This window comes from Sphingobacterium sp. UBA3519 (assembly GCF_002377215.1).
Taxonomy (GTDB): Bacteria; Bacteroidota; Bacteroidia; order Sphingobacteriales; family Sphingobacteriaceae; genus Sphingobacterium; species Sphingobacterium multivorum.
The window spans coordinates 50689-71183 of sequence record NZ_DFPI01000001.1 but is presented as its reverse complement, the minus strand read 5'-3'; the positions used below and the strand labels follow the sequence as shown (position 1 = coordinate 71183).

Genomic DNA, 20495 nt, shown 5'->3' with positions numbered 1-20495 from the left:
TATCCTATTAATTCACCCCATACTTTAGCAAACTAATTGCGAAAGTAATAAATCTAAAGGAAATAGACAGCTTCTCATCGGATTACTTTGTAACGTGACGATACTGAAAAAGGCATTTCGACTGGTTCATTAAAAGTCACTTTGTTAAAATTTATCTCTGTTTTTATCTCTTGACGACCATCAGAAATGATCATTTTTAAAAGCATCGGAAATTCTTGTCCAGAGGCCATGGCATATTCACCGTAATTGGCCTCCAGCAATTGTTTTTTTGAAAGTTGCGCTAATCTAAACTGATAAGGCCTATTGTTATTATTTAACTTATATAAAAAATCTAGTTCATTCAGTTTGCCATCCAACTGGACAGACATCGAGTCCTGTTTAAAATTAACCTGATCAATATCGGACAATAGATTCACCGAAAGATTGGCTAGCAACAAATCCTGTAGATTTCCGAAAGTTAAATCCGGACTGGCAAAACGATATAGGTAGTCAAATGGCTTAACCATATATTCGCTCTGAAACTTATTTAAGATTTGTACACTGTCTGGAGTGATCAATACCCGGGCAACCTCTATACCCAGTGTAGCAGAAATGGAAATCCAGATCCTTTTATCTTTCTCTATTCGAATAGTAGAAGTGACATCATAATTGTCCTTCCCAAGATCGAGACGCATCTTCGCTTTTCCAGAAAAAGTAGAATAATTCAAATTGGTCAAAAAAAGATCACGTAAGCTATTCTTTTTCGCCTCCCTTGTATTATCTTTTATGGTCAACTCGTTTTCAGCTTTAAGGTCAGCACCTTTTAGTAGTTTCTTCTTAGAACTACAAGAAGAAAGCAGCAACACAACAGCACTAACCCAAACAATTTTATTCCACATAGCTCTTAGTCTCAATCTTCTTTTTCAATTTCAGCTTACCCTCCTCCGTATCAGCTCCCTTTTCTAAAGCGAGGTTCCACTGCTTAACGGCATCCGTTGTTTTCCCTAACTTAATCAAAATGTCGCCATAATGTTCCAGTAATACCGCCGTTTGCGGATTTGTATTTTTTAACGCTTTTTGAATCCATACTAGTGCGTCATCATATTTTCCATTTGCAAAAAGTACCCAAGCATAGGTATCTTCAAAAGTTCCATTATTGGGCTGCAATTTCGTCGCCATTGCGGCATACTTTATAGCTTCATCAAGTCGTTCTTTTCTTAACGACAAATAGTATGCTAAATTGTTCATCGCCGTCACATTTGTACTATCCAATCGAATAGCTTCGATATAAGCCGCGTCAGAGGCTTTATACATCTGAAGTGAATTATAAATATCACCTAATCCCCCATAAATATTTGCTTGTAGAAAAGGCGATTCATCCTGTGCATTATTAAGTGCAGCCTCCATAAACTTTCGGCTATTTTCCATGTCTTTTTTCATCAAATAGGCCATACTCGTAAAATAGAGTATGGTCGCATTATTGGACACATAGTGCAGCGCTTCCCCACCATGTGCAATGGCTTGATCAAATTCACCTTTGTCCATATCCAAACTCATCAGCATCCGCCAAGCATCGATCTGGTAGGGGTTCATACTCACGGCTACCGCTAGTGAACTTTGAGCAGCGGACTTATCGTCTCTCAACCATAACACTTGTCCCTTTGCCATATGGCTTTCGGCAATACGTGGATGAACTTCAACCAAGATATTCACCAATTCCAAAAGTTGGTCTTTTGTATAGGGACCTTTCGGATTCAACAAGGTCATTATAATCCGATTCTTATCTGCAAAATCAACTTTCTTAGATTGAAATCCTTGCTTAAGTGCATCAAAAGATAATTTCAGCTTTTTATCAAATCGATAGAGATCAGCCAAATCGAAATAAAGAAAATCCTCTTTTGTGGTCTGAATTCCTTTATTAATGTAGTCCAATGCAAGCTTCGAATTTTTGGAAAGATTATAGGCTTGCGCTAATTGTCCATACACTTGAGCCAGCGAAGTCCCTTTGTCTGCCCAGGGCTTCAAAAGATCAATGACAGCTTTATAATTACCGGCATCATTTAACAACACACTGCCAACCATGTCCAATGTATCAGAAGCGACAGCGATCTCTTTGGTTTTATAGAAATACTCCAAAGCCACATCCTTGTACCCACCATTGAAAAGGAGCATGATACGCTCCCGTTTTAGTGAGGCAGTATTATTGTCATCTCGATCTATCAACTTATCGAGATAGATTAAAGCACTATCCGCGTCGTTTTTACTTTTAAATGCATCTACAGCAAAACTTAGATATTCCGGCTTCGACTGAATATTCAGCGCTTCTTTTATAGCTTCGATCGCTCCATCTTGATTTCTCATCTGCGCAAGAAGAATTGCCTTTGTAAAATAGATATCATCGGCTTGTGGGTAATCTGCGATTATAGCATCCAAAGAATCCATCCCGGGGCCAATTTTTCCTTGCTTCAATATTTCCTGCACGTTTTTGAGTCGTGCATCGTAAGGTTTAGGCTTATTATCCGGAGATTGTGCCTTTAATGAGCCCAGTGCTACTAGGAGTAAACCAATAAAACTTAAAAAAAATCGCTTATCTAAAAAATTCAATCTCATCTACTTCCGCTATAATAATTTAAAAATTCTTCCTGCAATATACTAACTAATGTAACAATATTCATTCGAGGAAGTTGTAAAAATATTGAGATTAGTGGGGCTCGCTTGAAATTCAACTCGTTTTCAACAAAATAAGCAAAATAGATTTTAAAATATAGAATAATAGATGTACCTTTGCAGACCCTTGAGATAAGGGGAAGAAAAATTTTTTAATAAATTATTTAAACAAAAGCAAGTGAATACGTTAAGTTACAAAACTGTCTCTGCCAACAAGAACACCGTTAACAAAGAGTGGATCGTTGTTGACGCTGAAGGAGAGATTTTGGGGCGTTTGGCGAGCAACATCGCGAAAGTAATTCGTGGTAAGCATAAGCCTACATTCACCCCACACGTAGACTGTGGAGATAACGTGATTGTTATCAATGCAGACAAAATTAAATTGACAGGAAACAAATTAGGCGACAAAGTTTACGTACGCTACACTGGATACCCAGGTGGTCAACGTTTCGTTTCTCCTAAAGAGTTAATGGCTAAATTTCCTGAACGCATTATTGAAAAAGCTGTTCGCGGTATGCTTCCTAAAAACCGTTTAGGTCGTCAATTGTTTAAAAACCTTTACGTTTATGCTGGTACTGAGCACAAGCATGAAGCACAAAATCCAAAACCAGTTAAATTTTAAGGAGAATCGTCATGTCAACAACTAACACTTCAGGAAGAAGAAAAACTGCTGTTGCCCGCATTTACTTAACTGCTGGTAGCGGAAACATTATCATAAACGGTAAAGACTACAAAGAGTATTTCCCAACATTACCTTTGCAATACATCGCTACACAGTCATTGAACGTAGCTGGTGAATTAGCAAACTTTGATGTAAAAGTAAACGTTAACGGAGGTGGTGTTAAAGGTCAAGCAGAAGCTGTTCGCTTAGCGATCGCAAAAGCTTTGGTTGAGCTTAACCCAGAAGTTAAACCTGCATTACGCGCTAAAGGTTTAGTAACACGTGATGACCGCATGGTTGAACGTAAGAAACCAGGACGTCGTAAAGCTCGTAGAAGATTCCAATTCAGTAAACGTTAATCAAAGGAGGATCAAAAAATGGCAAGAACTACTTATCAAGATTTATTGGATGCAGGTGTGCACTTTGGTCACCTTACACGTAAATGGGATCCGAAAATGGCTAAGTACATTTTCATGGAACGCAACGGTATCCACATCATTGACTTGAACAAAACTCTTACGAAATTAGAAGAAGCTGCTTCAGCTATCAAACAAATCGTAAAATCAGGTCGCAAAGTTTTATTCGTCGCTACGAAAAAACAAGCAAAAGAGATCATCGCACAACAAGCAAAAGAGGTTAATATGCCTTTTGTAACTGAGCGTTGGTTAGGTGGTATGCTTACAAACTTCGCTACAGTTCGTAAGTCTATCAAAAAAATGTCTAACATTGACAAAATGCAAAAAGATGGTACATATGATGTATTGTCTAAAAAAGAGAAGTTGATGATTCAACGTGAGCGTATCAAATTAGAAAACCTTTTAGGAGGTATCGCTGATTTGAACCGTTTACCAGCTGCTTTATTCATCATCGATGTGAAAAAAGAACACATCGCTGTTTCTGAAGCAATGAAATTGAACATCCCTACTTTTGCAATGGTAGATACAAACTCTGATCCTTCAAACATTGATTTCCCAATCCCAGCAAATGATGACGCTAGTAAATCTATTAGTTTAATCGCCGGTATCATTGGTCAAGCAATCCAAGAAGGTTTGGACGAGCGCAAACGCGACAAAGAAGAAGAAGCTGAAAAAGATGCTGCTGCTGCTAAAGCAAAAGTTGATAATAGTGATGCTTCAGAAGCTAAACGTCCTCGCAAAGCGAAAGACGGAGAATAATATTTTTATTCCAAACCGGATGGCGTAGCGTTAGTTTCTGGAAAAGTTTACTTTTCTTGAACTAGCCTCTCTGTCCGGTTTTTTGGTTTAACAATACTCGTTTATCAAGAAATGTTAAACTTCATATTAGCTTAACATGTTTTAAGTTAATATTGTACAAATTTCAGTCGTAAATAATAATAAAAAGAAATAAACATGTCAGTACAAATTTCTGCATCAGATGTGAACAAATTGCGTCAACAAACTGGCGCTGGTATGATGGATTGTAAAAAAGCTTTAGTTGAGTCTAATGGTGACTTTGAAGCTGCTGTAGATTACTTGCGTAAAAAAGGCGCTAAAGTAGCTGCTAGCCGTCAAGATCGCGACTCTAACGAAGGTGTTATCATCGCTAAAGCTACTGCTGATGGTAAATCAGGTATCGTAGTTGAAGTTAATTGTGAAACTGACTTCGTAGCTAAAAACGCAGACTTCGTTGCTTTCGCTGAAAAAATTGCAGACGTTGCATTAAACAGTAAACCTGCTTCTTTGGAAGAATTAAAAGGTTTGGAACTTGATGGCAAAAACATCGCTGATTTATTAATCGAGCAAACTGGTGTAATTGGCGAGAAAATTGACGTTTCTAAATACGAAACTATCACTGCTGAAAAGGTTATCGCTTATATTCACGGTAACTACCGTTTAGGTGTATTAGTAGGTCTTTCTGCTGATGCTGCTGGTGCTGAAGAAGCAGGTAAAGATGTAGCAATGCAAATTGCCGCAATGAACCCTATCGCAATTGACAAAGATGGTGTTGATCAAAACACAATCGAGCGTGAAATCGCTATTGCTAAAGAGCAAATCATTGCTGAAGGTAAACCTGCTGAAATGGCTGAGAAAATCGCTCAAGGTAAATTGAATAAATTCTTCAAAGACACAACTTTGTTAAACCAAGAATTCGTAAAAGATTCTTCTAAAAACATCGCTCAATTCTTGGATTCAGTTTCCAAAGGATTAACTGTAACTGCTTTCAAACGCGTACAATTGGGCGCATAAGCATAATCCATTCTATTACCAGAATTGGAAATTTTTAAAACAGGAGCTATTCTTCGAATGGCTCCTGTTTTTGTTTATATCTCTTCCTTCATTTATTCCCGAACTACTTTTCACCGCTGGCCTTGACTTTTATTTTATCTCAAATTTGTGTAACTTAAGGATACATAAAAACTGGACAGCATATGGGTATTTTAAAGGAAAACGCGTTAAAAGGAAAACGAATTTTGATTACGGGTGGTGGTACAGGCCTCGGAAAAGCCATGACAGATTACTTTCTCGAGCTTGGCGCCTCTTGCCTGATCACGAGCCGTAAAGATGATGTTATACAGCATACAGCGAACGAATTGTCGGAAAAATATCAGGCGAAATGTCTTGCAGTAGCTGGAGATGTCCGAAATTATGAGGATGTCGAGCGCGTCGTTTCCTGTGGATATGAACATTTTGGCGGGATAGATATACTCATAAACAATGCTGCCGGAAATTTTATCTCCCCTACCGAACGTTTAAGCCACCGCGCCTTCGAATCTGTTATTGGTATCGTTCTCCAAGGTAGTATAAACTATACCCTAGCACTGGGCAAGCGTTGGATTGAGGCCAACGAACATAATAAAGCTATACTAAGTATCGTCACAACCTATGCTTGGACGGGTTCTGGCTACGTTGTTCCTTCTGCAACAGCTAAAGCCGGAGTTCTTGCATTAACTCGATCGTTAGCCGTTGAATGGGGAAAAAAAGGGATAAGACTCAATGCTATAGCTCCGGGTCCATTCCAAACTTCAGGTGCCATGGAACGGCTACTTCCAGGTGAATTAGGCGAACTTCTCTCGCCTACCAAACGTATCCCCTTGGGCCGCTTGGGCAAACTGGAGGAATTGGCCAACCTCGCGGCCTATCTGGTATCCGATTACGCCAGTTATATCAACGGTGATGTTATCACGATAGATGGCGGCGAGTGGCTTAAGGGAGCAGGTGAGTTCAATGGATTGGATATTATTCCTGAAGATCAATGGGATGCTATTGAACAGATGACCAGAAATGCAAAAAGCACCTGATAATCGTTTAAAATAACGAATGATTTATTTTATGGTGAATACGCAACTGTATTACATGCCGGTTTAAAAGAGGAAATAGCAAGGTCTTTAATCCATTTTTCTTAGGTTTGTAGCGATTATTCCAATAGACTCTGTACATATGATGAATTTATCTTTCGAATCTCAAAAAATCAAGCATAAAGAAAAATTAGAACTCAATAAAACGGGTTTTGATTTTGCGTTAGTTTATATAACCGAAGGCACACTCGTATCGAAAGGGAATAATTTAAAATTTTCCAAAGAGAATTTACTTTTTTTGAATAAAGATTTCGAAACACTTGAGACAAAAAAAGATACAACTGCATTTGTACTCTATTTCTCCAACTCCTACTTTAAAGATCTGCACTTTATACAACAAAATTTTAGACTTACTCACAACCCGGTTGATATCTTTAACTCGAAGACATTGTTAAATAAGAGCCTATCCCTTAAAAAGGAAAATAAAAAACTGATCGAGCGGGTAATTTCGCTAATTCAACAATATGAGAGTGAACATGAAGCGGCATCAATTTTTATATTCCACCAGACAATGTCCCTTTTCGCTTTAGTAGAAAATATATTGAAAGATCTGGAGCTACCTATTAACGAGTCTTATGAATTGTCTCAAGAGATCGAGCAATACATACAGCAAAATATCTATTTCCCGGATAAATTACAAATCAAGTCGATTGCAGATCAGTTCCAAATTTCAGCAAATTATTTTGGGGCCTTTTTTAAAAAAAGATATTCAAAAAGCTACAAAGTGTATATAGACGATATTCGTATTAAACTAATTGAGGAGCGACTAGCATCCAATAGATACACGATGAAACAAATTGTAGAAGAACTCGGATTTAATGATGAAAGTCACCTAACCAATTTCTATAAGAAGAAAAGAAATATTACACCCAGCTCTTATAAAAGAGCTAAAAATAGTGCTTAGTTATCGAGTTGGATTACACCATTAAGATCGTGATTTAAAGAGCGTTGAATGGCTTCATCCAAAATAAGAATCTTCTTTCCTTGAAAGGTCGCTGCATCATGACTGTCAAAATTTGAGCTACTGGAATTAAAAGATTCCAATTTCATTGGGAAATAAATTGGGTTCTCATCTTCAGCCCGACCAATGGTCAATAAAATATTGTAGCCTTGTAGGCGTAAACTCTGTAAAGTCTGATAATTTAAACGCTTGAAGATCATAATTCCTATTTTAGAATAAAACAAACATATAATTATATTGTTTTACTGCTTTAACCATTTTTTGGATTTTATCTTTCCAAAAGAATCTTCACATTCCTGACCTCCTAGTGGCACTGGAACATTCGCTTTCACAGATAAATCAAAAACTTTTTTTTACGGGAACTGTTTTACAGATAAATAAAAATTAGCAGGATTATGTCGAAAAAAGAAAGTAAAAATGGGAAAGTCGAAGAAGATTATCCAGATAAAGAGCAGGACCTTGCTTTTAATGAAGAACTTGACAGTTATGAAATGGATGTCGATGACAACGATCCAGACTACGATCACCCGGCTGACTACGATACAGTAGCTGAAGGTGCAATTGATGATGATTCAACATACGATGACTCTAATCCTTTTGTCGGAGATGAGTATGCAACACAAGATGAACTCAAAGAGGAAGATCTAGATAATGCTAACATGCGAATCGAGACTTTTGATCATGAACGTTTATCCCCTTTGGACAAGAAATTAGCCGAGAACGAAGAAGATTTGAGAGATGATCTCGATGAAGAGGGATATCCTAAAAACGATAGGTAGTTTTTCCGAAAATAACATAATTTTTGAAGGGACCGGAAGGTCCCTTTTCCATTGATTAAAATAAAGACTTTCTTCTCAAAATTAGGTATCATATACTTTTCAATTGGAAACTATAACTCCAATTTTTTATGTAAGTTTACTTTGAAGATTATAATGATATGGAAAGTATATTACCTCTCATCCGGATTGTTGACCTAAAAAAGTCATACGGAGAAAAAGAAATATTGAAAGGAATCAACCTCGACATATTCCCAGGTCAAGTTATCGGATATATTGGCCCAAATGGTGCCGGCAAATCCACAACTGTTAAAATATTAACAGGACTTATCGAGGACTTCACAGGCACTGTAGAAATTAATGGCATCAATATTCAAAAAGATCCACTTGCAGTAAAAGCATTATTGGGATATGTTCCCGAAAACGCAGAATTATATGATGTACTGACTCCCATGGAATACCTGGATTTTGTAGGTAAACTCTATGGAATGGAAGATAAGGTCATTCAGGAACGTTCCTTAAAACTGTTAGCGGCGTTTGGCCTTGAATCTAATGTAAATAATAGGATGGATACCTTCTCCAAAGGAATGCGTCAAAAAGTACTTTTAATTTCAGGAATTATTCATAACCCACAAATTATCGTGCTGGATGAACCATTATCTGGACTCGATGCTAATGCTGTTATCTTTGTTAAAGAACTTATCTCATTACTTGCAAAAGAAGGGAAAACAATTTTCTATTGTTCACATATGATGGACGTTGTTGAAAAAGTATCTGATCGGATCTTACTGATAAACCAGGGGAGCATCATTGCGGATGGTACGATTGAGGAACTAAAAACAGATCCTAACGAATCATTGGAGCATATATTTGCTAAATTAACCAATACGGGCAGCAGCGCATTGGACGCTTCCAATATCATTACAGCAATTCAATAACATGGAAAAATTTATCTTAAAATTTATCCTTCTTTTTCGTGGGGTTTGGAAAGGCTTAGGTATCAATTATGAACAGTTTAAAATCATCTTAGAAACCAAAATAATCCTAGATAATCGAAAGCCTATTAGCTTTCGCAAACGTAGCTCGGGAAAATCATCTTCGTCGTCATCGATTTTACAATTCTTATTGTATCTCATCTTTGGCCTGATATTCATGGTCATTATTTTGTCGATTCCAGATAGGTACTTAGCCATTTCGATCATGCTACTCAGTTTCATTAGCATGTTAAGTATTACACTGGTGTCCGATTTTTCGCCCATACTATTAGATACTCGGGATCAGTATATCATTATGCCCAGACCAGTTAATGATAAGACTTTAGCTATTTCCCGAATAACTTTTATTGCAATCAAGCTTTTTAATCAAGTAATTGCGTTAACCTTACCTGTGCTTATTTATGTATCTTTCAATTGGGATATCGTCTCCGTCCTTCTTCTATGTCTGCAGCTTATACTAAGCACATTGATCGCGCTGATATTTGTCAACGGATTTTATCTGATTAGCATCAAATATCTCCCCATACAAAAGTTTAAAGATGTAATTACTTATATACAGATCGGTCTCTCGCTAGTTCTTTTCCTATCCTATTATGTTGGCCCTAATTTGATTCAATCTATTGTAGAATCTCATTTAACGATGGAACAGCTCAGATTTCTTTGGATATTCCCAAGTACCTGGATTGCATCATTTCAACCATTACTCTTTGGCAGCCACAGTGTACATATGGTCGTCTTATCAACATTAGGAATACTAACTCCTCTTGCTGGTATTTACGCTTGTACTAAGCTATTTTCACGTGGATTTAATGCGAAAATAGCTGCACTTGCAACCGCCGATAGCCTTCCTGATGAAGCTTCACAATTAACTCGAAATAATCCATCCCAATTACCTTTATATAAAAGAATTTCCTCGAAGGTTTGCTCATCCCCGGTTGAAGAGGCAGGATTTAGCATTGTATGGCTGATAAGTTCTAAAACGAGAGAATTTAAGCAACAGCTATACCCTTCGTTGGCTTATCTACCTATTTATTTCGTTTTTTTATTTCTACGTACAGGAGATGATCTCCCAATAGCTGGCAAAATAGCGAAGCTTCGTGATTCAGGCTTGTATATAATTATGTTTTATCTTTCGTTATTAACCATACTAACCGTTTTCCAGCTTATTACGCAAAGTAATAAATATAAAGCGGCCTGGGTCTACCATGTGACTCCCATACAAAAACCAGGACAACTGATGACTGGAGTTCTTAAAGCATGTCTTATCAAATATGTTTTACCGTTCAACATTCTGTTTCTTTCTATCTGTGTACCACTATTTGGTCTCAGTTCTATTAATGATCTGCTATTATCTTCCGCTATTGGCGGTATCGAAAGTATTCTGATTATGCTTTTTATTGTCAAAAGCTATCCGTTTTCGAAGGCTAGTCAATCCAATTCAAAAGCAATAACTAATCTACTGATATTAGGTCTATTGGGTATTTTGGGATACTTACATAAAACCATTTTCCACTATGAAACACTAATTTGGATCTTAGCTGGACTTGCATGGTTCATCTTCTTTTTAATGCTGAAGTACTTACAGCGAGAAGACTGGAAAGGCTTAGCTTACGACGACAATTGATTAAACAGATGAAAAAAAGCTCCATAATGGAGCTTTTTTTATCAAATTCTTCAAAATCTAAGCACAAAATATCTTCACGCTTTTCTTTATCCGGTTATCTTTTATTTATTCGTCCTTTAAACTGGCTAATACCATCCATCAAAACTTCTACGATTATTCTTCCTGATGGTAAATGACTCACATCATAATTCAGCACAGCCTGTTGAATGGATTTGTATTCGTGTTTTTGCCACAAAACGCCATCAACCATAAAAAGCACAGTCATCTCACTCGGTTCATTGGAGACTACGCTTAGTTGAGTCTTATCCACAACCGACCTTGGATAAAGCGAGAAGGCATATTGCGTTGAACTTAGACCCGTCTCAAATCCACGTTTAGCATGGAAACTAAACATTTCGCCATTTCCACAATCGCTTTCAAAAGCATGAATAAGGTTTCCTTTCAAATCGAAGATTCGTAAATGGCCATCACCATTTTCAGGTTGTGCCCAAAACTGCAGTCCGTTACCTGCGGTATCGGCCAAAGAGAGTGAGTGGTTTCCATCATTAAGGTGTAAAGTATCTCTATACATCGTTGCCGCAGCCAGTTGGGCGCCATTTTTGCGAAAGACCGTATCCTGCTTTGCATTAATTAGAAATATACGATTATCCGCCGGTTTATTATTGGTCATAAACTCCAAAACAAAATCAGTGGGAAATAGCTGCAGCGCGGTAAAGACGCTTTCCGCCTTATTGTCTATAGGCCACGCATCCGACTTGCCATTCGGTTTTAGAAGTGATACCGTAAATACATTCTCCTGATCTCTTTCTTGTATTTCTCCAGGCAGTATAACTTCTGCAACCTGATTAAAAGAAAGATTACCTTTCCAATGAAAAGTTCTGGCAGGGAATCCCTTCGTGCCATAAACAATTTCTAGGGTACGAATCGGCTCAGCACCTAAATTTCTGAAAGAGATCCTTGGGCCAACACTCGCCGGATTTAATCGAGAAAAACGCTGTTCATCACTTGAAACCATTATTGACTCAACGGCAACATCAACTTTTTGCTTAGGGGCAGAATATTGAAACAAGTAAGCGGATATATTTTCGACAGCCTGCACATTATCAGTCGCTGTATAATGTTCCATCTGTAAGGCAATTTGATGGGTACCAACTTTAGTAAATACATCAATAAAATCAGGCTGCTGTAAATCTCCAGGACACCAATATGCGCGGTCATGTACCCAGGTCCCGCCTTGTGGATAAAGTGGATTACCCCCACATTTCTTCCACATATCACGTTTGTCCACAGTCTTTCCATCGAAGGTTAGTTCGCGCCACCGGCTACAGAATTCGCTACAGCCACGTGGTTTATCCATACCATGCCCTGTATGCTGAATGCGTATTCGGCTCAATGCTGCTCCCGCACTCGAGGTATATGTTATTGGCAGTAGATTTTCTGCTATCTTTTCGTTGACATCCCCATATTTATAGGCTTTATTCCACAGCGTTGTTATTCCCAATGGGGTAACAACTGGTGGACCTGATAAAATTTCAAAATCTACGGTAAGTGCCCATCCCACAGTCTTGTCCTCAAAACCAGAATGAGTATAGACAATTTCCACGCTATCCCTTAAGAAAGGAGCAAAATCAGTTACATCGACCTGCCACTTCCAACTCCATCCCTTATTGTAAATACTACCATATGGCGTAAGCATTCTTCCTAATTCATAATTTAGTGCTGGTCCATTTTTCCCTCCTTTACGACGTAATACGATGTGATCCAAATAGTCCCAATGCGCCGTGCGCAAACTATCCGGGCTCCCCAGCGTAACAAACATAGTAACCTTTCGTATAGGATAATTTTCTTTTGGAAATACTCCCCAAGCCGGGTAAGAATTCTCGCCTTTCTGTGCATCACATAGAATGGTTTTCCGTTGATGTGTAACGACGTGGCTTTTTGTGCCTTGTTGTGCAAAAACATGATGGCAGATAAAAAAGCAAAATAGGGTTAGTATAGGTCTTATATTCATTATTTAAATATTATCCATAAAACAATACAAAGATAGATGTAATCTTGCCAGCAGCGAAAAAAAGGAAATGCGATAAAAAGGAAATACATGCAATCATAAAAAAAGCATCAATCTTGTTAAGATTGATGCTTTTAGTAGCGGGGAGCAGAATCGAACTGCCGACCTTTGGGTTATGAATCCAACGCTCTAACCATCTGAGCTACCCCGCCGTTTCGGTATGCAAATATACCACTTCGTATGTCAATTCAAAAGATTTTTTTATTTTTTTACTGATTCTGGCCTATTTAAAACTTGTATTAAACACAACAAACTCATTTTTAACTCAATAAATTTAGCATTGAAAAATAGAAAATGAACTTAAAAAAATTGACAGCCCAAAAAACAACATGTTTATTAAAAAACGGGAGCAACTTTTTACAAAAAAACTTGCAATAACAAAATAAATATGTATTATTACAAATAATAAGTTGATGCAATAAAAAGCAATTTTGGAAGAGATTTGTAGCGGGGAGCAGAATCGAACTGCCGACCTTTGGGTTATGAATCCAACGCTCTAACCATCTGAGCTACCCCGCCATTTTTGGGAATGCAAATATAGCTTATTTTTGATTTAAACAAACTAAAATTTAAAAAAACATTTTTATGGCAGATAAAATAAAATTCCAACTAGAATATATCATCAACTCTTCACCTAGAATTTTATTTCCGTATTTGCAAGAACCAAACGAATTGGCGCAATGGTTTGCAGATGATGTAAACTATAAAGACACCGTTTATACTTTCATTTGGGATGATGAACCTCACCGAGCAAAAATTGTAGCATCAAAAGAAAATAAATCTGTACGCTTTAAATGGCTAGATGATGATCCCTATTATTTCGATCTGGAGATCGATCAAGACGAGCTAACGAATGATGTTGCTCTTAAGATAACAGATTACGCTAAAGAAGAAGACCTTGAAAATAGAAAGTTAATTTGGAAAAATTCAATAGTCTATCTTCAAAGTGTTATAGGTGCATAAAAAAGCCTATCTTTGCAATATATTTCCACTAGGGGCTCCAGCAGGAGCTTCTTAGTTGGGAGATGCCTTAATGTAAAGGCATCAATTTGCTTTGCGTCACGGATGAAAAAGGTTCATTTACTTATTCTTCAAGCTTTCATAAAACCATTTATTGTCACATTCTTTATTGTGATGTTTGTCTTATTGATGCTTTTCCTATTCAAGTACATTGATGATTTGATTGGAAAAGGATTTGAATGGTATACCATCATGGAGCTAATTGGATATCAATGCGTTGTTCAAATCCAAATGGCAATGCCTTTATCCATGCTCCTTTCCTCCATTATGACTTTCGGAAATCTGGGTGAAAGCTATGAATTAGTTGCAATCAAGGCTGCAGGCGTATCTTTACGTAAAGCAATGACCCCGCTATTTATACTCGTTGCAATTTTCGCAACAAGTTCTTTTCTGTTCTCCGATTATATTCTCCCCGTAGTGAACCTAAAAATGGGTACGCTACTTACTGATGTACGTAATAAAAAGGCAGATTTCCTCATCAAACCCGGAATCTTTAACAACACCATTCCAGGTTACTCAATCCGCGCTAGAGGAAAAAACAAAGCGGGAACAATTCTCTATGACTTGATGATCTATGATCATCGTGGCGGTAATACAGCCAATAATGTACTTATGGCCAAAGAAGGGTATATCTATAACTCTCCTGACAACAATTATATGATCCTTAAACTTAAGGATGGTATCCGCTACGAGGAAGCACGGACTAAAAACTCCAAGACCTACGATCCACGCCAGCAATTTACGCGGTTTAAGTTTAAGGAAACAGAGCAAAAGTTTGATATGGGAAGTTTTCAACAGGGTAAAACTGACGAAAACCTCTTCAAGAGCCACCATGCCATGTTAAACCTGAAACAGTTAGACATGTACATCGATTCCAATCATATCAAAATAGACAGCATGGGAAAGGCAATCGTCCGTACATTAGACACCCGATATAATATCTATTCGAAATATTTTAGTGTGAATCAACCCGGACAGCCAAAGGTCAAAGAGGCTAAGATCAAACCTTTTAAAAATTTGCTTACCGATCTCGTTCCACAAGAACAACGAGCACAAATCACTATGAATGCGCTGAACCAGTTGAATTATTTAAAGGAAGATCTAAACGGCCGCACACTTGAATTTAAAGATTACAAATCGAAAGATATCCGTTATCGTATTGAATGGCATCGCAAGTTTACCCTAGCTGTCTCCTGTCTCTTACTATTTGCAATTGGAGCTCCACTAGGAGCCATTATCAGAAAAGGTGGACTTGGTCTTCCTGTGGTGATGGCCATCATTTTCTTTCTGATCTATCACATTATCTCTACAGTAGCAGAAAAAACAGCTAAAGATGGTGCCATATCATCAGCCGTTGGCATGTGGATGGCCATTATTGTCTTAACACCATTGGCCGCTTTTCTAACATACAAGTCAACGACAGATTCCGCGTTATTTGATATTGATCAATATAAATTAAAAGTAGAAGCCGCTTGGAAATGGATTAAGGAAAAGCTTGCAAAAAAGAATAAATTGAAAGAATCACATTAGATTGTGACAACGCTATTATAAATAAATTTAGATTCTACACTAACTTTGTACCAATTACAATATATCAATAAATGGATTTCAAATTAAACACGATCGAAGAAGCGATCGCTGATATACAAGCAGGAAAAGTAGTAATCGTCGTGGATGACGAAGATCGCGAAAATGAAGGAGACTTTGTCACAGCTGCCCGCAATGCAACTCCCGAAATCATCAACTTTATGGCGACTCATGGTCGTGGACTAGTGTGTGCCCCAATTACAAAAGAAAGAGCAGATGCATTACATCTGGATCTAATGGTGGGACAGAATACAGCAGTATATGAAACAAACTTTACAGTTTCCATTGACTTACAGGGATACGGTTGTACAACCGGAATTTCTGCGTCAGACCGCTCGAAAACAATTAAAGCAATGATTGATCCTAATATTCATTATGAAGAATTAGGTAGACCAGGACATATTTTCCCGCTAATAGCAAAAGATGGTGGCGTATTACGTCGCACAGGACACACTGAAGCTACCGTTGACCTGGCTCGATTAGCAGGATTTGAACCAGCAGGTGTATTGGTTGAGATTCTAAAAGAAGATGGTGAAATGGCCAGACTTCCAGAACTAATAGAGGTTGCTAAAAAATTTGATTTAAAGATCGTTAGTATTGAAGATCTAATTGAATACCGTCTTAAGCACGATTCTTTAATCAATGAAGAAGTCACTGTTAATATGCCAACGCAATTTGGTGATTTTAAGATGAAAGCCTTTACACAAAAAGACACTGGCGAACAACATTTAGCGCTTTACAAAGGCGAGTGGAATGAAGATGAGCCTATTTTGGTGCGGGTGCACAGCTCTTGTGTTACGGGTGATATTTTTGGTTCTTGCCGTTGTGACTGTGGTCCTCAATTGCACAAAGCAATGGAAATGATCCAGCAAGAGGGGAAAGGTGTTATTGTCTATATGAATCAAGAAGGTCGCGGTATTGGACTGATCAATAAGCTACATGCTTACAAGTTACAAGAAAATGGCTTGGACACGGTAGATGCCAATGTACAATTAGGATTTAAAGCAGATTTAAGAGACTATGGTGTCGGAGCACAGATTCTTCGAAATCTTGGTGTCACAAAAATGCGTCTTATGTCAAATAATCCGACAAAACGTGCTGGCCTAGTAGGTTATGGTCTTGAAATTATAGAAAATGTACCTATTGAAATAACTGCAAATCCCTTTAACGAAGAGTACTTAAAAACCAAAAGGGATCGTATGGGACATACAATCATGAAAAACCTATAAAAAGGAATTAAAAAAGGCGGTGTTTCCAATAGAAACACCGCCTTTTTTACATAGAGGACTAAACTCGGTTAATGATAAAATCTCTCCCTTTTATGATCTTGTTGTGGCAGTACTTTCAATAAATAGAAGTAACTTTATAATATGGAACAACAAGGGAGATATATCATCTTTTTCGATGGTGATTGCTTGATCTGTAATCGCTTTGTTCAACTATTATTAAGAATAGATCGCAGAAAGAAATTCTTATTTAGTTCTTTGCAGTCTGAATTTGCCCGGACCACACTAACAAATATTCCCAAAAATACTGACTCCATTGTTTTCCTATCTCCAACCGGTATCTATCTCAAAAGTGAAGCTGTTTTAAAGATTTGTAAGCAATTGGGCTTCCCATACATGACATGTTATTTACTGAAGATTTTACCACTCAAATGGAGAGATGCGCTCTATGATTATTTTGCTAAAAATCGCTATCGATGGTTTGGAAAAAATGAGTTTTGCACAATACCGTCAAAATCTGAGCGAGAGAGATTCATTTGAACAAACAACGATCATATTGAAGTGAAGTTTAGTTCAGAAATCTTCTAATTATACTTGTGACAATTAAATTTACATCGATGAAAAATACACTTTTAATTGACAGTGCCTATATCAATGGGAAATTTATCAAGTCAAAACACACCTTTGATGTGGTAAATCCTGCAACAGGGAAAGTTATTGCTTCGTTGCCAGATCTAAAAGTAGCTGACTGTACTAAAGCCATAATTGATGCTGACAAGGCGTGGAAAAGCTGGAAAAACACAACTGTACTGGAACGATGCAACACCGTCCGAAAGTGGTACGATCTTATTCAGCAATATAAAGACGATCTAGCGGAAATCATGACCTTAGAAAGTGGCAAACCCCTTAGCGAATCGAGGGTAGAGGTTGACTACGGTAGTTCCTTCGTAGAATGGTTTTCAGAAGAAGGAAAAAGGGCCTATGGTGAGACGATACCTTCTCAAAAAAAAGGAACTAGAATGCTTACAATTAGGCAAGGGGTCGGAGTTGTTGCTGCAATTACACCCTGGAATTTCCCCTTAGCGATGATCACCCGAAAGGTTGCTCCAGCTTTGGTATCTGGTTGTACCATTGTGCTAAAACCGGCATCTCAAACACCATTTTCTGCTATAGCTTTGGCTAAACTGGCTGAAGATGCTGGGATTCCAAAAGGCGTTTTTAATGTGATTACTGGAAAAGATAGTGCTGGTATCGGCAAAGAACTCGCTACGAACAACCTCATACGAAAACTATCTTTCACAGGCTCAACCGAAGTCGGAAAAACACTCATAGAACAATCAGCCTCTAACATTAAAAAAGTGTCTATGGAGCTTGGTGGTAATGCTCCTTTTTTGGTTTTTAACGATGCGGATATTGATGCTGCAGTCGAAGGAGCTATTGCCGGAAAATTTAGAAACTCAGGGCAAACTTGCGTTTCCATCAATAGGTTTCTAATCCAAGAAGAAGTCTATGATGAGTTTTCGATGAAACTTAGCCATGCTGTCAGTAAATTGAAAGTTGGCAATGGACTTGACAAAGGCGTCCAGGTAGGTCCATTAATCAATACAAAAGGGCTAGAAAAAGTGCAGCATCATGTGCAAGACGCGTTAAATCATGGTGCCGAATTGGCTACAGGAGGAAAGGTCATCAAAGACCTATTTTTCCAACCAACTGTCCTGACCAACGTCCCGAAAGAAGCACTTATATTCCGCGAGGAGACTTTTGGTCCTATTTGCGCTCTTTTCAGTTTCAAAACAGAAGATGATGGAATAGCAATGGCCAACGCTACTGAATTTGGCCTAGCCTCCTATTTCTATAGTACAAATATAAATCGCTGTTTTCGTGTTGCTGAACAGCTAGAAGCTGGCATGGTAGGTATTAACACAGGTCTTATTTCAAATGCAGCAGCTCCTTTTGGTGGAGTAAAAAAATCTGGTGTAGGTCGTGAAGGTTCTAAACACGGTTTGGATGAATATATGGAATTAAAATATATCTGCTTCGGCGGTGAATAAAAAAGGAGCAAAATGCTCCTTTTATTTTTTTAAAAAATCCACTAGCTTCTCCCGGGTTGAACTGAACGATAAGGCATCCCCTACTCTCTCATAATGCTGTTTATCCACACAGGTCGGATAAGCATATTTGGCAAAAGCCAGTTTATTATCATCTCGTATAAAAAGTTCCATTAAATCAACAATTTCAGTAACACTTAGGCGCATACTTTTTAATTCCTGAGCAGCTACAGCAAGCCTATCCTGATCGTTTTCCTTCTGATTCAATAGATCGTTCAATCGATTAGAATTCGTCTTATTCATTACTCCGTTATCAGACTGATCATTATCTTCATTTTCAGCATATCCTCTTTGATTCGCTACACCGTCGCGATAAACCTTATCGTCTCCTGATTGCCTATATCGATCATTATTCCATCCTTTGTTATATCCTTCACGATTATTGTCTGGCAAATCGTCACGATCTTCTGATTGTCTGTATCGATCATTACCTTGTTCATTGCGATATCCGTCCCGGTTAGTATAAGGTAAATCCTCACGATAATTACCGTTGTTATACCGATCAACAGGATTCATGGACTCCAAGATAATCCCCCTATTTCCACGTCTGCTACTGACAGAAAATACAACATTCATATATTGTCCATTTCTATTGACAAGTTGCACGCCGCTACCGTTCAACGTTCGTTGCTGCCTATCAGCAAACACAATACGCAGATCATAACGACGACTCGTCAAATTGGGGACCCTGATATCCGTGGAAGCTCTATTGTTATACAAAACGTTGTTGATATAAAGAAAAAATGGAACATCAGTAGAATAGATATTTAATGCTCCTCCAAAAGGTCTGTATCGCTGCGCGAACCCAGCCGTTGCGACAATAAGCAACGAGACCGTCACCAAAATTTTCCTGTACATAATCCGATTCAATTTATAATCTTTCGACTACACAGCATAAAAAAGGATTAAGAAACCAGACGAATTTAACATTTTGTTATGCTTTCTTGTTCCGGTACTTCTTATAAAGTTTTACGGCCATCATTAAAGCGATGGATAAAATTAAGAGCCCCAAAACACCAAATATCCAATTCAGGGCTGACTTTAAGACAACAGTAAAAACAATCGCAAATAATAAAACTGTCGCGACCTCATTAAACAAACGGAGTTTTGTTGAGGTTAATTTGGATTCTTGACGGCTTAATTTGAACATAATCTTCTGGCAGGTAAAATGATAAATTATCATTCCCAGAACGAATGTCAGTTTTACATGCATCCACCCCATGGATAATAAGCCAGGAGAATACCATAACATAACTAGTGCAGAAAAGACTGTGATGTACATCGCAGGAGTAGTAATTACCCACCACAGTAATTTTTCCATCTTACTGAATTCTTTATGCAAAACATCAAATGCTTCCTGACTCTTGTCCTTAGCTTCTGTATGATATATAAAGAGTCGAGGCATATAGAACAGACCTGACATCCAACAAATCACAAAGATAATATGAACTGCTTTTGCATATAAATAGACCATAGGTACAAAAATAAGAAAAGTTAAGAGCAATCA

Annotated in this window: 20 protein-coding genes and 2 tRNA genes; 14 read left to right on the top strand and 8 right to left on the bottom strand. The window is 37.8% G+C overall.

What is annotated here, in order from left to right; translation table 11 throughout:
• Positions 1-74: 74 nt before the first annotated feature.
• Both B3297_RS00325 and B3297_RS00320 read right to left on the bottom strand, forming a co-directional pair.
• Positions 75-878: a DUF4292 domain-containing protein gene (locus B3297_RS00325; protein ID WP_070563085.1), complete on the bottom strand. Its 804-nt coding sequence runs from the start codon at positions 876-878 to the stop codon at positions 75-77.
• Complete coding sequence (locus B3297_RS00320; protein ID WP_286766926.1) at positions 868-2589, bottom strand: tetratricopeptide repeat protein; 1722 nt, start codon at positions 2587-2589, stop codon at positions 868-870. Before B3297_RS00320 ends, B3297_RS00325 begins: the two co-directional genes overlap by 11 nt.
• Before the next feature lie 235 nt (positions 2590-2824).
• On the opposite strand from B3297_RS00320, the gene rplM reads away from it, so the two are divergent.
• From rplM to B3297_RS00290, 6 genes are all read left to right on the top strand, one after another.
• On the top strand, positions 2825-3268 hold the full coding sequence (rplM, locus tag B3297_RS00315; RefSeq protein ID WP_046671993.1) for a 50S ribosomal protein L13: 444 nt from the start codon (positions 2825-2827) through the stop codon (positions 3266-3268).
• 11 nt (positions 3269-3279) lie between these two features.
• Positions 3280-3666, top strand: coding sequence for a 30S ribosomal protein S9 (gene rpsI / locus B3297_RS00310; RefSeq protein ID WP_070563091.1), 387 nt, complete (start codon positions 3280-3282; stop codon positions 3664-3666).
• A gap of 18 nt (positions 3667-3684) precedes the next feature.
• Positions 3685-4482: a 30S ribosomal protein S2 gene (rpsB, locus tag B3297_RS00305; protein WP_070563093.1), complete on the top strand. Its 798-nt coding sequence runs from the start codon at positions 3685-3687 to the stop codon at positions 4480-4482.
• A gap of 195 nt (positions 4483-4677) precedes the next feature.
• Positions 4678-5514, top strand: coding sequence for a translation elongation factor Ts (gene tsf / locus B3297_RS00300; protein ID WP_070563096.1), 837 nt, complete (start codon positions 4678-4680; stop codon positions 5512-5514).
• Between the two features lie 182 nt (positions 5515-5696).
• Positions 5697-6566: an SDR family oxidoreductase gene (locus B3297_RS00295; RefSeq protein WP_286709740.1), complete on the top strand. Its 870-nt coding sequence runs from the start codon at positions 5697-5699 to the stop codon at positions 6564-6566.
• Positions 6567-6705: 139 nt separating this feature from the next.
• Positions 6706-7527: a helix-turn-helix domain-containing protein gene (locus B3297_RS00290; RefSeq protein ID WP_286709741.1), complete on the top strand. Its 822-nt coding sequence runs from the start codon at positions 6706-6708 to the stop codon at positions 7525-7527.
• Here the strand turns inward: B3297_RS00290 and B3297_RS00285 are convergent.
• Positions 7524-7784 (bottom strand): hypothetical protein, encoded by a 261-nt coding sequence (locus B3297_RS00285; protein WP_070563105.1) that lies wholly within the window; start codon positions 7782-7784, stop codon positions 7524-7526. The two genes, B3297_RS00290 and B3297_RS00285, sit on opposite strands and share 4 nt — an antisense overlap.
• A 195-nt stretch (positions 7785-7979) precedes the next feature.
• On the opposite strand from B3297_RS00285, the gene B3297_RS00280 reads away from it, so the two are divergent.
• The 3 genes from B3297_RS00280 to B3297_RS00270 all read left to right on the top strand — a co-directional run bounded on the left by B3297_RS00280 (position 7980) and on the right by B3297_RS00270 (position 10979).
• The gene (locus B3297_RS00280) at positions 7980-8363 is read left to right on the top strand and encodes a hypothetical protein (protein WP_070563107.1); all 384 of its coding nucleotides are present in this window, start codon (positions 7980-7982) and stop codon (positions 8361-8363) included.
• A 158-nt stretch (positions 8364-8521) separates the two neighbouring features.
• Positions 8522-9298, top strand: a complete 777-nt coding sequence (locus B3297_RS00275; RefSeq protein ID WP_070563110.1) for an ABC transporter ATP-binding protein — start codon at positions 8522-8524, stop codon at positions 9296-9298.
• Between the two features lies 1 nt (position 9299).
• Positions 9300-10979 (top strand): hypothetical protein, encoded by a 1680-nt coding sequence (locus B3297_RS00270; RefSeq protein WP_159333395.1) that lies wholly within the window; start codon positions 9300-9302, stop codon positions 10977-10979.
• A 94-nt stretch (positions 10980-11073) separates the two neighbouring features.
• Here B3297_RS00270 and B3297_RS00265 read toward each other — a convergent pair whose 3' ends face one another.
• The 3 genes from B3297_RS00265 to B3297_RS00255 all read right to left on the bottom strand — a co-directional run bounded on the left by B3297_RS00265 (position 11074) and on the right by B3297_RS00255 (position 13566).
• Complete coding sequence (locus tag B3297_RS00265) at positions 11074-12990, bottom strand: peptide-N-glycosidase F-related protein (protein WP_286776897.1); 1917 nt, start codon at positions 12988-12990, stop codon at positions 11074-11076.
• A gap of 135 nt (positions 12991-13125) precedes the next feature.
• A tRNA-Met gene (locus B3297_RS00260) sits at positions 13126-13199 on the bottom strand.
• Positions 13200-13492: 293 nt separating this feature from the next.
• A tRNA-Met gene (locus B3297_RS00255) sits at positions 13493-13566 on the bottom strand.
• 66 nt (positions 13567-13632) lie between these two features.
• Between B3297_RS00255 and B3297_RS00250 the strand changes: the two genes are divergently transcribed.
• From B3297_RS00250 to B3297_RS00235, 5 genes are all read left to right on the top strand, one after another.
• Complete coding sequence (locus B3297_RS00250) at positions 13633-14010, top strand: START-like domain-containing protein (RefSeq protein ID WP_070563117.1); 378 nt, start codon at positions 13633-13635, stop codon at positions 14008-14010.
• A 102-nt stretch (positions 14011-14112) separates the two neighbouring features.
• Complete coding sequence (locus tag B3297_RS00245) at positions 14113-15597, top strand: LptF/LptG family permease (RefSeq protein ID WP_070563119.1); 1485 nt, start codon at positions 14113-14115, stop codon at positions 15595-15597.
• Positions 15598-15668: 71 nt separating this feature from the next.
• Positions 15669-16883 carry a bifunctional 3,4-dihydroxy-2-butanone-4-phosphate synthase/GTP cyclohydrolase II gene (locus B3297_RS00240; protein ID WP_070563122.1) on the top strand — a complete coding sequence of 405 codons (1215 nt, stop codon included), beginning with the start codon at positions 15669-15671 and terminating at the stop codon, positions 16881-16883.
• Between the two features lie 141 nt (positions 16884-17024).
• Positions 17025-17420 (top strand): thiol-disulfide oxidoreductase DCC family protein, encoded by a 396-nt coding sequence (locus B3297_RS24770; RefSeq protein WP_070563123.1) that lies wholly within the window; start codon positions 17025-17027, stop codon positions 17418-17420.
• Between the two features lie 77 nt (positions 17421-17497).
• Positions 17498-18931 carry an NAD-dependent succinate-semialdehyde dehydrogenase gene (locus tag B3297_RS00235; protein WP_070563128.1) on the top strand — a complete coding sequence of 478 codons (1434 nt, stop codon included), beginning with the start codon at positions 17498-17500 and terminating at the stop codon, positions 18929-18931.
• 21 nt (positions 18932-18952) lie between these two features.
• On the opposite strand, the gene B3297_RS00230 is transcribed toward B3297_RS00235, so the two are convergent.
• The gene (locus B3297_RS00230) at positions 18953-19846 is read right to left on the bottom strand and encodes a DUF4476 domain-containing protein (RefSeq protein ID WP_070563131.1); all 894 of its coding nucleotides are present in this window, start codon (positions 19844-19846) and stop codon (positions 18953-18955) included.
• A 76-nt stretch (positions 19847-19922) separates the two neighbouring features.
• A complete protein-coding gene (locus B3297_RS00225; RefSeq protein WP_070563133.1) occupies positions 19923-20462 on the bottom strand; it encodes a CopD family protein in 540 nt (179 codons plus the stop codon).
• Positions 20463-20495: the final 33 nt, after the last annotated feature.